We start from the raw sequence: 16,590 nt of genomic DNA on the forward strand, positions 1-16,590 counted from the left end.
ATTATAATGGATATAACTCCTCTATTTTTATCGTCTTAAAAGATAAAGCCAACTATTTTTGCCGAATTATCCGATGGCTGGTCTATCATGTTAAAGCTAAGGTTTGGCCTTAAACAACTTAACACTGATCCCCAAAACCAGAACCATACAAACAATGGCAACCCAAAACCAAGCAGGAGGAAATACCCAAAAGTTCATCCCTGCCCATAGTAGCAATAACACTGCAAATATTTTAAACCGATAGGTAATTATAAGTTCCATTACTATTTTTACTTTCTAAGGATATAATCAATTGTGATTATTGTTTTTATACATTCATTTCATACCCTCTTTCTAGTGTATCTTATGTTTTGTTTCATACCAGCATTCCGGACTGCCAGTTATACAGAAACAACACGTTTTTTCTTATTTTACTTTTTTATATTCGCCCGCAAGCACTGCATATACTATTGCAGTTGCATCACTAGTTTGATAACCGTATGCAAAAGCAAGCGGTCTTAATCTGTTCCACTCGTCATCTGGATCGTTGATATCTTTTACAAATTGCAACAATTTTACTTCCTTAGCACTTAATAATGGATTAGCTTCAGGACTAACAGCCCACGCTTTTTTATCCACGATCAATTCGTTCAAATACGTTTTTGCTGTTGCACTATAGTTTAGTCCACCAATCAATTTGGCCTGATCCGTATGCATTACGTTTTTTACTTCAAATGCCTTTGGTGTTTTATACGATGCGTCTAACATAGCAACAAAACCAGCAGTAGCCAAAGCGTTGCTTTCTACATGTGCAATCATTTCTTTTAAGTCAGTATAACTGCTTTGATTTTCAACTGCGCTTTCAACACTAGTCATCACACTTAACCAATTTGTCGGCGTTACCGCATGAACCTCATTTGTATATTTTAAGGGTTCAGTCTGTCCGTCATCTGTACTACATGAAGCGAACAACAAGCCGAATACTGCGCAGATATAAATCTTTTTCATAGTTTTGCCTTTTAATTTTTACTATAAGTTCCTTTTTGAATTCAAATCTTGTTCATGGGAACAAATTTGATTTCGTATGATTTTCAAAGCAAACTTAGGTTGTTTGAGAAAAAATCACAAATTTCGATCATTCCTATAGCGGAAGTATTGTAAATCGAAAAGGAGGATTTGTAAAACACACTGATTACTAAGGGGTTAATTCCTTAAAATTAGAACGAGAGAAAATTTGTCAATGGATCGGAAAATTTGTAAAAAACACTGAACATCAATGTTTTATAAAACACAAAAAAACACTACCTTTAAGAAAACGCTTTTAAAACCTTACAAAATGGGTGTAAAAAAACTCTTGTTTCTCTTTGTTGTAACCCTTAGTGGCGGACTTTCCTATGCATTGCCTGCTCAAAATCATGCGGATTATAAGAATTGGTCCTTACAAGATCTCCTTTTTAGCATTAATTCCGACTTATTAAGCCCTGCAGACAAGGAAATATATCTCGAATATTACTTGCAAAAAGCAAAAAAAGAACAAGTATCCGAAGCTATTATCGTGGGTTATCGCAAAAAGGTATTTTTAGAAAAAGCGTATGATCAACAAATGCTTTACGCTGATAGTTTACTTAATTATACGCTAACATTAAATGATATCAAAGCGGTAGGCACAGCCTATAATGTAAAAAGTTATGTGGAATACATTAACAAAAACTATAAAACAGCCTTAGAACACGGACTAAAAGCAGAAGATTATTTAAAGGGAGCCCAAGATGAATATACTTTGAACAAAGTTAAAAGTTCAATTAGTTCCATTTATTACCATCTAGACGATTATGAAAAATCCGAAAAAGTAACCAGAGAGATTATTGACTATTACCAAAGCAAACTCCATGATACAAGTAATGCATATAACAATTTACGCGGTTATATCACCAATGTTTTCGCCTTAAGCAAAACCAACTTTCGCCAGCAAAAAACGGATACCATCCAACTTTTACTAGGTGAGGGTTATGCAGCCATCGACAAGCTGAACTCCAGGGATAAAGCATTAGAAACGGCCTATTTTGATTTAATCAACGGGATGTATAATCACCGCATGAAAAATTATTCTGCTTCTGATTCCTTGCTTACTATATCCCTAACGCCAATACAAACCAATGGAGATTTTGCCAATGAACACCTAGTTTACCTTTACTTGGGGAAAAATGCATGGGAAAGCAGTCAACCAGAAAAGGCATTGCCCTATTTCGAAAAGATAGAAAAACTCTATCTCGAAACGACGTTTGCCAATACCGAACTAAGTGAGGCTTTTGACTATTTGATCACCTATTATCAGAGCAAAAAGAACTTAGAGAAAGAATTGTACTATACCAAGCTATTAATGGGGCTTTCTTCCGAACTACACAAAAAGAACAGCAAGCTAAGCACCTATATGCACGTGCATTTAGATACAAAGAAATTAGAAGCTTCTCAAAAAAAGTTGGAGTACGAACTCTCCAAAAGTCATTCGAAGATTAAAGGCTTGTATGGTCTAGTAACTGTATTGATTTTTATTGTGTTTATAGGACTTTTATACTACCAAAAGAAGCAACAAAAACTACAACAACAATACAGACAGATTATTGAGCGCGCGCCTCTAACGACCAACCAACTTACTGAGCGATTAAAACAATCACCAGCAGCTTTGCCTATAGAAACTCCTGAATGGGGCCAACCACTCCACACAACACAGGTTTTGGCAAAGAAATTAGAGGACTTTGAAAATAAAAAGGGTTTCTTGCAAAAAATTACGCAAGATGAATTAGCCCGTCAATTCGGAACCAATCGCAATACCCTATCCAAGTTTTTTAATGAAGAAAAACAGATTAACTTCTCTGACTATTTGAAGCAACTTCGAATCCAGCACGCAGTGCATGAATTGACTTATAATCCTAAGTTACATCTGCTCAATCTAACAGGTTTAGCTGAAGCGTTTGGCTTTGGAAACTCCAAAAGCTTTTCTACCGCATTTAAAGAAATCACCAAGCTATCGGTGACCGATTTTATTAAGATGCGTCAACAAGATGAAGATTTTAAAGAAATGGATAACAATACTACTATATCGTAAAAAAAATATTGAAATTCATCGCTTTAGTTTTTCAATATACAATCTCTCGATCAATACAAATGCTTCACCTAGTATTATCACCATATTCTTTCAATCGCTCACTAGAGCTTTGCAATCATGGTTTTGATTTCTCTTTCAATTCGGCTAAATTATGTAATTCTAACCTTCTTTTCACATGTAATCGAATATATTGAAATAACGAATATTTATTTTCTATCGTCACGTCTTGCCTATCAACGGTATTTATTTTTAAATATTTCACCCACTTCACCTCTGAATTAGTTAGCCTGTATACCTCAAATAAGTCGAGCTTTTGTTTAAGTTTTTCCCCGTCCAACCCATAATTCACCTCAATGAGCCGTTGAACTAATGTACTCTTTCTTTTAAAAATATAGTTCGCTCTAGGATTAAAGTAAGTCGTTTCACGTGCCGTGTTAATAAATCGAACTATTCGTTTTTCAAGGCAATCTACTTCAAACAACCAATAATTATCCCAAGCATCATCATACACATAATAAGCGGCATTGATTTTTTTGACCTTTAGTTTTTTCAGGCTTTTCAACAACGCATTGAACTGTTTTTTACTGTTAAAAAAGAAATAATCCCGATGTTCTCTCTTCATTGGAAGATCGACTACAGCATCACTACTATCCATATAATCCGCTTGTTTATCAGAAATAAAAAGCGATGTATTAAAATAGGAGTTATACGTTAGATACCCCTCTTCATTAGCGATTAACTCCCCCTTCCTATCATTTTCATAAATCATTCCCTTATAATAAAAAAACTGCTTGTCAAAAGGGTATATACGGTATTGCTCATAGGTATTTTGAAGGACCTCCATCAATTCTTGTTTGGCGTCCAAGTGTAATGTTATAACAATTGGATCTAAAAATTCATCCAAGCAAATGATTCCTTGATTTACGGTGGTAACATGTCCATATTCTGGATGTACAAGGGTTATGTCTTATATCTTTGGATCTAAGGCTACTTTTCCCTCTCCATCCGTTACTCCTACTATTTTGTTTTCCGCGTCATAAACCACAACATTAGCAATGAGTAGCTGTTTTCCACAGTCCTTAATAGTTGTTTGACCTAAAGATTTGTCGATTATTAAAAATAAAAAACATCCTAAAAATAATAGTACTCTCATTTATATATTTGTTTAAGCGGGTGTACCCAAATGTCACCCGCTGTATTCAAGCTGCATACTGCAACTATATGTTATTCTTTCTTCCGATCAGCTAATTCTATAACTTGCCTTCTTTTATACCTTTTCAATTTAGAATACTCAGAAAGAGAATTAATCGTTCCAAATGGTTCATCTGCTAAATTAACGGTCTTTATCGTCAAATTTTTAGCCATCGCCTGTCCTGAACGCGTTGATTTATACAATTCGAATAAATCTAAACGCTGCTCCAATTTAGTTCCAACCAAGCTATAGCGGACCTCAATCAACCGCTGCACTATAGGGCTCTGCCATCTGTTATCAGAAGAAAGAAGCACCTCTTTTGAATTTACAAACCGTATTACTCGTTTTTCTATAGGATCAATCTCAAACTGCCAATAATTAATCCCCGTAATGTCGTAAACAAAATAATCCGAATTAATCTTATTGACCTCCGACGCTTTAACCTTTTTAATCAACCTTTTGAAATGTTTTTCACTGTTGAAAAAAAAATATATTTTATCATCTGCTATTAGAGGATGAAAGGCAACCAAACTCATGTTATCGAAAAAATCAACTAAACGATCGGACATAAAAAAAGAGGTATCATAAAAAGTTGAATTTTTATTGAATCCTCCTTTCTCTTGTATCAATAATTCTCCTTCATTGTTGTTTTCATAAATCTTTCCTATATAGCTAAACACCTGTTCTTCATATGGATCAATACGATATAGATCATAGGTATTCTCAAGAATTCCCAATAACTCTTTTTTGGCGTCAAAATGCAGATCAATTACAATTGTATTTAGCAATTGATCAATACAGATCACTTCATGTCTCGTCGTTTTAATAGTTCCATAGTCTGGATGTACAAGGGAGAGATCTAAAACCTTCGGATCGATCTCCACTATTCCATCCGCGTTTGAAATGCCTACTATGGTATTATTTTCTGCATCATAAACCACTACATCAGCAACAAATTGCCCTGCACTACAGTCTTTTATAATCGTTTGACCTAGAGATTTGTCGATTATTAAAAATAAAAAACACTCTAAAAATAATAGTACTCTCATTTATACATTTATTTAAACCCAAGGGTAAATCTAGGATTTACCCTTGGGTTTAGTATTTATTAATTTAAACTAGCATAGTACTTTATACCATAATGATAAGTAGCCATCCTAATAAGTAAGGTTTCTTTCACGTCAGTTGTCAACTTGTTATCCTCTAATACGGCTTGCTCCATCTTTTTAGAATAAGCGATAAAAGAATCGATATAACCTTCTTTTACAGCTTCATATGATCGCGCATATAACTGCAAAATAGAAAGCAATGTAGGATCTGTCTTTTTGCTAGTAGAAGAAAATATCCGATCATAATAGATCGAGTCTTCAGTATAGCTCTCACCATGTTGCAGTTTTAAAAAATTGTAGAACGTTGTATAATCTATATCCTCTCCAATTTGAGCATTAGGATACAAGTTTAAAACCTCCTTCTTTACGCTCTGAATAATAGCCGCATCACGTGCTCCTACATCAGTAATACCGTTATATTCGTCCATATTATTTAAAACCTTATTCACAATAACATAGTGGTTATATCCTATTGAATCAAACCTATTTGTAAGATTAACCGCCTCTTTTAACACCTGTAAATCAGGTAATCCTGAGTCTATAGTTATCTTTTCATTTTTTGTGATCTCGTCAATAGAACTACCAACACCCAAAACTAAAGTTCCGACTAGATTTTGAGAATCTTTATAGATAGAAAGCATAGCATTAGCATCGGCGTTTAAGAACTGCTTTATTCCTTTCCATAATTTACTCCAAAACTTACGAGGCGCTTCGAGTTGATCTGGTGGATTGCTACCATCATCAACAGTAGCAAGATAATGATGAGTTAATTGTGTATAAAAATCAGTACTTATTTCTTTATTCATACCAGTCTCCTGTGTTATAGTATGAATTACTGTCCCACTCTCCCTATCACAGGATACAATTACAAAGGCCAAAAGTACAGGTAGTACAAAAAATTTAATATTTTTCATTTTTGAAATTTTTATGTCAATCCAACTTCAACGTTGAATCAACGAATTACTTAATAAACACTTTGTTTAGTCGTCGTATTCCGGACTACTGCGAATCAACAATTTCACTTCTCTCTACACCTTTAAAACAGACTTAAAACTTATAGCTGTAAAAAATTACACTGCACAACCTAGCAGATGAGTTGTCAGCTACAAAGACAGTATGAACCTCTACTTATGATTAAGAGTTCATCCTAATTATCGCAGATAAAGACCAAGAAAGAAAGTGAGTTCTCAAACAATACTAATCGGTTATCCCAAAAAGAGTAAGGTAGAAAAAGAGTATGAATAGCTAGACTTATTCTATTCTGCTTGTTTAATTATTTCATGAAATGATTTAAAAAACAATAAGGGAAAACTATACTAACAACACATACACTTAAATCAAGAAAAATACAAAAATATTGCGCATTTAATCTACTTTCTACTAATATTACTCACAATTATAATGCCAAAATCACACTTATCGTTAAATTTTTAACATTATTATTTATAAACTTTGTTGTATGAAATCAATTGCTCAGAATGCATCTACTATGTTTCCCACCAGACTTTTGAGTAATTATAGCATTCATCGCTTAAAAAAGAGTCCAAACATGGTTGCCCTAAATAAAAAAGCGATGCCATCAGGCATCGCTTTTTTATTTAAACGTATAAATATGTTCAGGGGTTATGCAATAATCCAACCCAATATCCAGATCAGATACTTCTGTGATGGATGGAACTGCCTCAAAAAAGCTCAATCCCACCTTGATGACCTCTGGTTTGCATTTTTCCAAGAATCGATCGTAAAATCCCTTTCCATAGCCCACGCGATTTCCATGTTGATCGAAAGCGAGTAATGGAACAAAAACAACATCCAACTGATTTTCTTGGATTTGAATTCCCCCCTCTGGCTCAGGTATACCATAGGAATTCACGCGCAAAACCGTATTATCCGTCAACAAATAATGCTGCATATCTCCGGTTTTAAAATCAGACTTAGAAAACACAATATTCTTATCCTTACCCGCTAACACTTGCAACAAATAGTCGGTATTAATTTCTTTTTTTGCTACAATAGACAAGAACAAATGATAGTTTGATTTATCCCAAATGGGCAAACGCAATGCCTGATTGGCAATGGCTAAGCTTTTGTCGTCGATTTCTTCTTCAGAAAGGCCTTGCCTAGCTTGGATATAGGTTTGACGTAAGGTGTTTTTATTCATTGATCGTATTTTTTGATAGGTGAAAAATAGCATCGCCTTGGTATACAATGGGCGAATCATTAACATTGATGACATAACCACTATTTGGCGCTTTAATCATCATGTTTTCTTTTCCATAGGGATCGGATATATAAGCGAGTGCTTCTCCTTTTCTCACATAGGTTCCCACAGCAACCTGATCGTGCATTAAACCCGACTGCTTGGCTCTCACCCATACAGATTGTGCTATAACGACCATTTTATCGGTGCGGTTTTCCACCTCAAATTCGTCGCCTAGCATATCAAAATGACGGAGAACACGCTTGGTTCCCTCAACGCCCATTTTAGACACTTCTGCATTGATGTCTAGGGATTTTCCGCCTTCAAATAACAACATCTTAACTCCGCGCTTGGCACAAGCACTGCGAAAAGATCCTGTAATTTGATTAGAATACAATAAGAAAGGGGGATGGAAAATTTCTGCTAAAGGCTCCAGCACGGCTTTATCATCCATCGAGATGCGCAACTGAGGAGCATTGAATCGACTCTGCCCACCAGCGTGGAAGTCAATCACAAAATCGACATGTGGAATAATATGCGTTAAAATATGGTAAGCAAAACGCCCCGCTAATGATCCTGTCTTACTGCCTGGAAAGACGCGATTCAAATCACGACCATCGGGAAATTCACGGGTCTTATTGATAAACCCAAAGATATTAATCACAGGAATACAAATAATTGTTCCTCGTTTTGGGCGATTTAATCCACTGTGGACAATTTGGCGTACAATATCAACCCCGTTTAGTTCATCGCCATGCAAACCTGCGGAAAATAGTATAGTAGGTCCTTCTTCAAGTGCACGGGAGATAATTACGGGAATTCTCAATTTAGTTGCCGTATGTAATCTGGCAATTTCTAAGTGTACGGTCTTGCTCTCACCGGGTAAAATCACTTCCTCTAATATCTTCATAACTCGTGTTTTTTCGAGAAGTGAAGATAGTGAAATTCTTTTATTTTGTGTGGTTTGTTTGTCGCGCGGTTTGCTCGTTGCGCGGTTTGCTCGTTGTGTGGTTTGCTCGTTGTGTGGTTTGTTTGTCGCGCGGTTTGCTCGTTACGAGGATTCTGGTTTAGGACGTTTGCACTCAGTCAGATGATTTCACCCTTAACACATCACTATTCACCCCTAACTACTCAAGCTAGTTTTTAAAAATACGCTTATTCCAAACAATTAAGATTCCAACTCCAACTGAGATGGCAGTATCAGCAAAATTGAAAATAGCATTAAAAAAGGTGAAATACTTGCCGCCCCAAATAGGAAGCCATTCAGGCAAATAACCACGCCAAATTGGGAAGTATAGCATATCGACTACTTTTCCGTGAAATAAGGTGCCATACGGTTGATCAGAGAACAATGTTGCCAATTGATGTGTACTATCGTTGAAAATAACGCCGTAAAAGATCGAATCTATAATATTACCCACTGCACCTGCTAAAATTAACGATATAGCCACAATCAAGTAATTAGACAGCTTCTTCTTGATAGAATCTTGCAACCACCATCCTATACCGAACACAGCAAAAATTCTAAACAGAGTTAAGGCTAGTTTTCCATAGTCACCAGGAAGTGCAACTCCCCAAGCCATACCTTCATTTTCTATAAAATGTATTCTAAACCAATCAAAGACAAAAATCTCTTCGTCTAACAAAAAATTCGTTTTGATATAAATCTTTGACCATTGATCGATAATTAAAATTATAGCAACTAGGAAATAGGCTTTCTTTAATGACATTTTTTTTCTCTTTTACACGCAAATGTAAACGATTTTAGGTGATAAAAAAAACGCTCTTTTAGTAAAAAGAGCGTTGTTTTATTGATTTATCGTTGCATATTTTTTGCTTCAATACTCATGGTTGCATGTGGAACTAATTTTAATCGTTCTTTATCGATTAATTTTCCTGTTACTTTACACAAGCCATAGGTTTTATTTTCAATGCGAATCAATGCATTTTTTAAATCGCGAATGAACTTCTCTTGGCGGATAGCCAATTGTGAATTTGCCTCTTTGGACATCGTTTCACTACCTTCTTCAAATGCTTTAAACGTAGGAGATGTATCATCTGTCCCATTGTTTAAATCATTCATATATGCACTCTTGATCAATTCTAAATCAGCTTGTGCTTTTTCAATTTTAGCTTGAATCAACTCTTTGAATTCTGCCAACTCTGCGTCAGAATAACGTACTAATTCGCCAGTCTCTTTCATAATTTTAATTTTATTTTAAAATTAATACTCGCGTTTTCAGCTCATCAAACTCTACATCTATACCGTTTTCTAATGTTTCAACAAATTCTAATGTATGAGTTAATGTTTCAGATTTTATGTAATCCTCATTTGCTAAAACAGCTTCTCTTATTTCTACTACATCTTGCAATGTAACTTTTACTTTGTCTGTTACTTCAAAACCACAGTCTTTTCTAATATTCTGAATGCGGTTTACTAATTCCCTAGCAATTCCCTCTTTACGCAATTGCTCTGTGATGGTGATATCTAGTGCAACCGTAATTCCTCCTTCATTTGCTACCAACCATCCTTCGATATCTTGAGAAGTGATCTCAACGTCCGAAAGTGTTAATATAATACTTTTTTCCGTTAATTTTAAAATAATTTCTCCATTTTTCTCAATCTCAGAAATATTTTCTTGGGTGAAATTCTGTATTTCCTTAGCAATCAATCCCATATCTTTTCCAAAACGCGGTCCTAAGGTTTTGAAATTAGGTTTGATTTGTTTCACCAAAATCCCAGAAGCATCATCCAACAGCTCAATTTCTTTTACATTAACCTCCGCTTTGATCAAATCCTCTACTGCTAAGATCTCCAAACGTTGATTTTCATCTAAAATTGGGATCATAATTCGCTGTAAGGGTTGACGTACTTTGATCATTTCTTTTTTGCGCAAAGAAAGAACCAAAGAAGAAATAATTTGAGCTTTGTGCATTCTGCTTTCCAATCCGGCATCAACGAAAGACGCATCGAATTTAGGGAAATCAGCCAAATGTACAGATTCAGCATGTTCTTTGTTCGTTACAGATGTTAAGTCTCTGTAAAGTCTATCCATAAAGAATGGAGCAATCGGAGCGCCTAATTTCGACACCGTAATCAAACAGGTGTACAAGGTTTGATAGGCTGCAATTTTATCTTGTGCATACTCCCCTTTCCAGAATCTTCTACGACATAAACGCACGTACCAGTTACTCAAGTTTTCTGTTACAAATTCCGTAATTGCTCTTGCTGCACGAGTTGGTTCGTATTCTCCGTAGCATTCATCTACTTTTTGCACCAAAGTATTCAATTCCGATAGGATCCAACGGTCAATTTCTGGACGGTCCTTTACTGGAACCTCAGCCTCTGAATAGTTAAATCCGTCAATATTGGCATATAGTGAAAAGAAGTTATAGGTATTATACAAGGTTCCGAAGAACTTTTTTCTTACTTCTGTTATTCCTTCTAGATCGAACTTTAAGTTATCCCATGGATTTGCATTGGAAATCATATACCAGCGAGTTGCATCTGGACCATGTTCAGTTAATGTTTCAAAAGGATCGATGGTATTGCCTAAACTCTTAGACATCTTCAATCCGTTTTTATCTAATACTAAACCGTTAGAAACTACGTTTTTATATGCCTTGGTATCAAAGACCAAAGTAGCAATTGCGTGAAGGGTATAGAACCATCCACGAGTTTGATCCACCCCTTCTGCGATAAAATCAGCGGGATAAGCGCCATTTTGATCCACCAATTCTTTATTTTCAAAAGGATAATGCCATTGGGCATATGGCATAGATCCTGAATCAAACCATACGTCGATTAGATCTGCTTCACGATACATTGGCTTGCCACTAGGAGAAACTAATACGATGGAATCAACCACATTTTTATGCAAGTCAATTTTGTCGTAGTTTTCTTCTGACATATCGCCTACCACAAATCCTTCATACGGATTGTTCTCTTGGAAACCAGCAGCTTTTGATTTTGCAATCTCCGCCACCATTTCCTCTACAGAACCGATGATCAATTCTTCGGTTTTATCTTCTGTTCTCCAGATCGGAAGTGGAATACCCCAATAGCGCGAACGAGACAAGTTCCAGTCGTTGGCATTTTTCAACCAATTTCCAAAACGCCCTTCTCCTGTTGCTTTGGGTTTCCAGTTTATTGTTTCATTCAGTTCGAACATGCGGTCTTTAACTTCCGTGATTTTGATAAACCAAGAATCTAATGGATAGTACAACACCGGTTTATTCGTTCTCCAACAATGTGGATAACTGTGCACGTATTTCTCTACTTTGAATGCTTTATTTTCTTCTTTTAATTTAATAGCCAGCTCAACATCTACTGAGCGTTCTGGTGCCTCTCCTTCATCATAATATTCATTCTTAACGTATTTTCCACCAAATTCCTCTCCCATTTCTTTGACAAATCGACCTTGAAGGTCAACCAATGGCACAGGATTTCCTTCTGCATCTAGGATTAACATGGCAGGTACTTCTGGTGTAGCTTCTTTAGCTACTTTGGCATCATCGGCACCAAATGTAGGCGCTGTATGCACAATACCTGTACCGTCTTCCGTTGTTACGAAATCTCCCGCAATTACTCTAAATGCATGTTCTGGATTTTGGTAAGGCAACGTATACGGCAATAACTGCTCGTATTTAATCCCTACTAAATCCGCTCCTTTGAAGGATTTAACGATAAAATACGGTATCTTTTTATCTCCCTCTTGATAAGCTGCTACTTCATCCGCTGTTTCTACAGCTGAGAATTTTCCAGCAAATTGTTTACCCACTAATGCGCTAGCCAAAACAACTTGAATCGGTTCGCCCGTATATTGGTTAAATGATTGAACCAATACATAGTCAATTTTAGGTCCAACGGTTAAAGCAGTATTCGATGGCAACGTCCAAGGAGTCGTTGTCCAAGCCAAGAAGTGAATAGTGCCCATTCCTTGTAAGAAGTCAGGAAGGGTTGTTTCAACTGCTTTAAACTGCGCAACAACAGTAGTATCTGTTACATCTTTATAAGCCCCTGGCTGGTTGATCTCATGAGAAGACAATCCTGTACCCGCTTTAGGCGAATACGGTTGGATCGTATATCCTTTGTACAATAAATTCTTATCGTAAATCTGCTTCAACAACCACCATACAGATTCCATATATTTCGGCTTATAGGTTACATATGGATCTTCCATATCTACCCAATATCCCATCTGTTGTGTCAATTCATTCCACAAGTCGGTATAGCGCATAACGGTGCGCTTACAAGCTTGGTTATATTCTTCGATGGTAATCTTTACCCCGATATCTTCTTTTGTAATCCCTAATTCCTTCTCTGTACCTAACTCAACAGGTAGTCCATGTGTATCCCAACCTGCTTTTCGCTTAACTTGAAATCCTTTTTGCGTTTTATATCGACAAAAAATATCTTTAATCGTACGAGCCATTACGTGGTGAATACCAGGTTTTCCATTAGCTGAAGGCGGTCCCTCAAAAAATACAAAAGGCTTGTTACCCTCTCTCGTACTAATACTTTTTTCGAATATGGATTGTTCTTTCCAAAACGTTAGCATCTCAGATGCTACCCCTGACATATCAAGATTCTTATATTCTGTAAATTTAGTGCTCATCGTTATTATTCTACTATTTTTTAATCAATTGGGCGAATTTACGCATTTTCATTTAATTACAACTCAAATTATTGCTACTAAAAAGCGCAAAAAAAAGCATTTTTGAATGATTTTGAGTTTTTGAAAGCCTGAGAAGCAATAAAAAGTAGAGCGTATGAGCTTGGGGAGATTTGTTCTTTGGGTAATACTCCCTTGTTCCTTTGCCGATTGCTGTGTAAACAGAATCTAGGCATGTGAGTTTCTTCCATTTAGAAAAGAACAGCAAGTGTTGATTACCCAAAACTAGGTCAAGAGAATACCTCTTTCAGTATTTCTAGGGATTTTGGTTTCTTGAAGCCCGTAAAGTGCACTTCATAATACTTCATCAAAAGAGCTAATAGGGTTTTTCGATCGCGGGCAGAAAATATTTTTTGATCCGATTCAAAACCTAAGCGCAAGAGTCGCTTAAACAAAAAAGTTTCCTCACCATCAAAACAACTAGAGGCGTGTACATCAGTAAAAACGCCTTCTATCCAATCGAAGTAATGGCAATCAATCTCAGAAGCATCAGGGTAAAATCCGAGGTATTTTGTCAACTCCACAAGGAGTAACAGGTGAAAATTAGCCGTCTCGTCATGCGTGTCTAGCCAAAGTAAAGCGGCTTCAACAAAGGTGTAGAATTGTTCATCTCTTTCTTGTTCGCTCACAATCATGCTCAAAATCTCGCTGACGAAAAGAGCAATGCTATTTTTGGAGAAATCGTAGTAGATTGTTTGGTACACTTGGTCCACTTTAATTTCTTTAAAATACTCCATTCCGCCTTTATTTTTATAGGTGAACGCAATATCCAACAACATCAAGGGCTGAAAATACGCGATTTTCTGTGCATTTTTCCCTTTTGCAAAAGCGTTGCGAACAAAAAAAGTTTGAATTCCCACTTCTTTTGTCAAACACTTTACAATCAAGCTTTTATCTTGATATTTAATCGACTGCAGAACGATGGCCTTTGTTTGTACAACCATTAGCGGATGATCATTAATTTTTTAACTTTTGTATTGTTGTGGTCTGCAGAAGATACCATCATCAAATACACCCCTGATCCCACTCTTTTTCCGTTAAACGCATGGGTGTCCCACACCACGGTTCCACCATTGGATGTAGCTTCAAAAACTAAATTCCCTTCGATATCCGTAATTTTAACGACGGAGCGATCCATCAATCCAACAAGGCGTACTTCTCCTAAATATTCAGGGCGTACAGGGTTGGGATATGCATAAAAAGAGCTATTGCTCTCTTGTCCTTCGGAAGAATCACCCATAAATGAAACCACCCCCAAATCCGTTGCAAAAAAAACTTCTCCCGCTATTGGATCTACGGCAATATCGTTAATTGTATTACTCGGCAAAGGCGAATTGTCTTTCGTAAAATGATGTATAATTTCCCTTCCAGTTGGAGCAACTAAGAACACCCCTGCATCGGCTATGGCTACCCATTTTTTATTCGCTCCATCAACCTCTATTTTAGTGATATATTGTTGATAAAAAAGCTCTTCTGCAATACCATTTTCCTCTATAACAATATTGGTTGGCTTGAGGTTAGTGGTCTGTAAAAATTGATTGACATTTTGGATGACACGCAAGCCCTTATTGGTGCCAATCCAAAGTTGATTGTTTTTATCCAAAGCCAAGGTACTGACATTATTAGAGGGTAGTGTCCCTAAATCCGTATTAAACGAGGCGAGTCGATTGTTCTTTGTTTCGTTAAACGCCACCAATCCATCTTCTAAAGAGGGAATCCATTTGGTGTTGTTCTTATCGATGACCAATCGCCCGTAATTACCTCTTTTGTAGTCGAACATCCCTGTAGTAGTTGCATAGGATTCCCATTTGTCATTTGCCTCTCTCTTTTTCAATGCGCGTCTCACAAAATTATTCGTCATCCACAATTTACCTTGTGTATCAAAGACAACTCCATTTACACGTACACTGGCATAACCAGGAGGAAAGGATGGGTCCTCTGGGTCAATTTCCAGATTTTCCAACCCCGTAGTCCCCGTATTTTCGTGATTCCACAAGCTAACTTCACTCGTACTAATCGTATTGGGATTTAATTTGATTTGTAGCAATCCGGAGTGATAAGACCCCACGAACAATTCGTTTTCATTTTTAGGATTTAACGCCGCATAGGTTAACGCTCTAGCGTCTTTTAATTGGTCAAAGGAGATAAATTCCCATCCTTTTTTCTTGTTAAAATAGCTCAATCCTCTTGCGGTTAACCCTGGTACATAGGGATTATAAGTATTTTTATCATATCCACCACTGATAAACCAGGTTCCAGCTCGCGTGGCAAGCAAGGAGAAAATACGGTTCGATTCTGGCCCATCAGGAGAAAGTGATTCCCGTTGTCCCGATTTAGACAGCTGCACTAATCCAGCATAACTACTACCGAGATAGTAGTCTCCTTTAACCTCAACCACATCAATAAGGTTGTGCTGCTGCGCTACTTCCACGAGTTGATTCCCTGCGTGTAGAGCATAAGCACTGGAAGGGGTAATAACCAAAAGGTTACCCGCTTCATTTTTATTGAAACTCACAAGAGGCTCCTCCAACGTCGCTATTTCGCGTACTTGATTGGGTTGGGTCAACTGATACAACACGGGGTCTTCCGTAGCACTTAGAAACAATTCCTCATTCCTAACATAAGCTCGTTGCCATTTTGGGCTAGGTTCCCAAGTCGTCCATTGCCTATAATCCACTTTATTTGGATGTTGCAAATCCACTTGTTTGATTCCCTCAGCAGTAATTGCTACCAAATCTTTACTAGTTGCTACGACATCTCGTACTGCTGTATTCTTCCCGTTTTGTCCAATGTAATAGCTATCGCCAAAAACGTTGTTCGACAGGTTAAAAACACTAATTCCATAATTCGTCCCGATATACACCTCTCCTTTTACTTCCAAGAACGCGTTAATTCTTCGCTCAGATTGTTGCAAGGATGGTTTATTCTTTATGTCTAAGATGGAGCGGAAGCGATCGCTTTTTAAATCGAAGACCAACAAACTCCCATCTTCGCTTCCTACTAGTAGTTTTTGGTGTACCTCACTAAAGTAAAGCGCGGTAATACTACTGGTTTTTAGTCCACTAACCGAATTGTATACCTCCACACTAGCACTGTTCACATTATAGCGCAACAAAGCAGAGGGAGTTGCTCCAAAGACAACATCTCTTCCTTGAGTTAATGCAACTAATTCTTTATAAGAAAAATAGCTACTCCACTTGGTGTTTTCTTGTCCTCTCAAACTTGTAACCACCAAAAACAGCAAACAAATGAATCCTTTGATTTTCATACAGACTATTTACAATCAAACAAATATACTATTATCGAAAGAAATAAAGAGAGATTCTCCC

Annotated in this window: 13 protein-coding genes; 1 reads left to right on the forward strand and 12 read right to left on the reverse strand. The window is 36.8% G+C overall.

From position 1 onward, the window contains the following. Positions 1-405 precede the first annotated feature (405 nt). Entirely contained in the window at positions 406-987 is a 582-nt protein-coding gene (locus tag H4K35_RS03075; RefSeq protein WP_182625922.1) for a hypothetical protein, read from the reverse strand. Positions 988-1,315: 328 nt separating this feature from the next. Between H4K35_RS03075 and H4K35_RS03080 the strand changes: the two genes are divergently transcribed. Next, entirely contained in the window at positions 1,316-3,085 is a 1,770-nt protein-coding gene (locus H4K35_RS03080; RefSeq protein ID WP_182625923.1) for an AraC family transcriptional regulator, read from the forward strand. 115 nt (positions 3,086-3,200) lie between these two features. On the opposite strand, the gene H4K35_RS03085 is transcribed toward H4K35_RS03080, so the two are convergent. From H4K35_RS03085 to H4K35_RS03130, 11 genes are all read right to left on the reverse strand, one after another. Continuing rightward, positions 3,201-3,989 carry a hypothetical protein gene (locus H4K35_RS03085; RefSeq protein WP_255492345.1) on the reverse strand — a complete coding sequence of 263 codons (789 nt, stop codon included), beginning with the start codon at positions 3,987-3,989 and terminating at the stop codon, positions 3,201-3,203. A gap of 63 nt (positions 3,990-4,052) precedes the next feature. Next, the gene (locus H4K35_RS15725; RefSeq protein WP_255492346.1) at positions 4,053-4,238 is read right to left on the reverse strand and encodes a hypothetical protein; all 186 of its coding nucleotides are present in this window, start codon (positions 4,236-4,238) and stop codon (positions 4,053-4,055) included. Positions 4,239-4,309: 71 nt separating this feature from the next. Beyond that, positions 4,310-5,326 (reverse strand): hypothetical protein, encoded by a 1,017-nt coding sequence (locus H4K35_RS03090; protein ID WP_182625924.1) that lies wholly within the window; start codon positions 5,324-5,326, stop codon positions 4,310-4,312. Positions 5,327-5,385: 59 nt separating this feature from the next. Further along, complete coding sequence (locus tag H4K35_RS15730; RefSeq protein ID WP_255492347.1) at positions 5,386-6,300, reverse strand: hypothetical protein; 915 nt, start codon at positions 6,298-6,300, stop codon at positions 5,386-5,388. A 680-nt stretch (positions 6,301-6,980) separates the two neighbouring features. Further along, positions 6,981-7,547, reverse strand: coding sequence for a 5-formyltetrahydrofolate cyclo-ligase (locus H4K35_RS03100; RefSeq protein ID WP_182625925.1), 567 nt, complete (start codon positions 7,545-7,547; stop codon positions 6,981-6,983). Next, entirely contained in the window at positions 7,540-8,496 is a 957-nt protein-coding gene (locus H4K35_RS03105; protein ID WP_182625926.1) for a succinylglutamate desuccinylase/aspartoacylase family protein, read from the reverse strand. Before H4K35_RS03105 ends, H4K35_RS03100 begins: the two co-directional genes overlap by 8 nt. A 226-nt stretch (positions 8,497-8,722) precedes the next feature. Next, a complete protein-coding gene (locus H4K35_RS03110; protein ID WP_182625927.1) occupies positions 8,723-9,316 on the reverse strand; it encodes a lipoprotein signal peptidase in 594 nt (197 codons plus the stop codon). 86 nt (positions 9,317-9,402) lie between these two features. Then, complete coding sequence (locus H4K35_RS03115; RefSeq protein WP_002988912.1) at positions 9,403-9,789, reverse strand: TraR/DksA C4-type zinc finger protein; 387 nt, start codon at positions 9,787-9,789, stop codon at positions 9,403-9,405. A gap of 10 nt (positions 9,790-9,799) precedes the next feature. Next, entirely contained in the window at positions 9,800-13,204 is a 3,405-nt protein-coding gene (gene ileS, locus H4K35_RS03120) for an isoleucine--tRNA ligase (protein ID WP_182625928.1), read from the reverse strand. Between the two features lie 287 nt (positions 13,205-13,491). Continuing rightward, entirely contained in the window at positions 13,492-14,205 is a 714-nt protein-coding gene (gene recO / locus H4K35_RS03125) for a DNA repair protein RecO (RefSeq protein WP_182625929.1), read from the reverse strand. Then, complete coding sequence (locus H4K35_RS03130; RefSeq protein WP_182625930.1) at positions 14,205-16,529, reverse strand: two-component regulator propeller domain-containing protein; 2,325 nt, start codon at positions 16,527-16,529, stop codon at positions 14,205-14,207. Before H4K35_RS03130 ends, recO begins: the two co-directional genes overlap by 1 nt. Between the last annotated feature and the right edge of the window lie 61 nt (positions 16,530-16,590).

The sequence above is a fragment of the Myroides sp. NP-2 genome (genome assembly GCF_014145665.1).
GTDB lineage: Bacteria > Bacteroidota > Bacteroidia > Flavobacteriales > Flavobacteriaceae > Flavobacterium.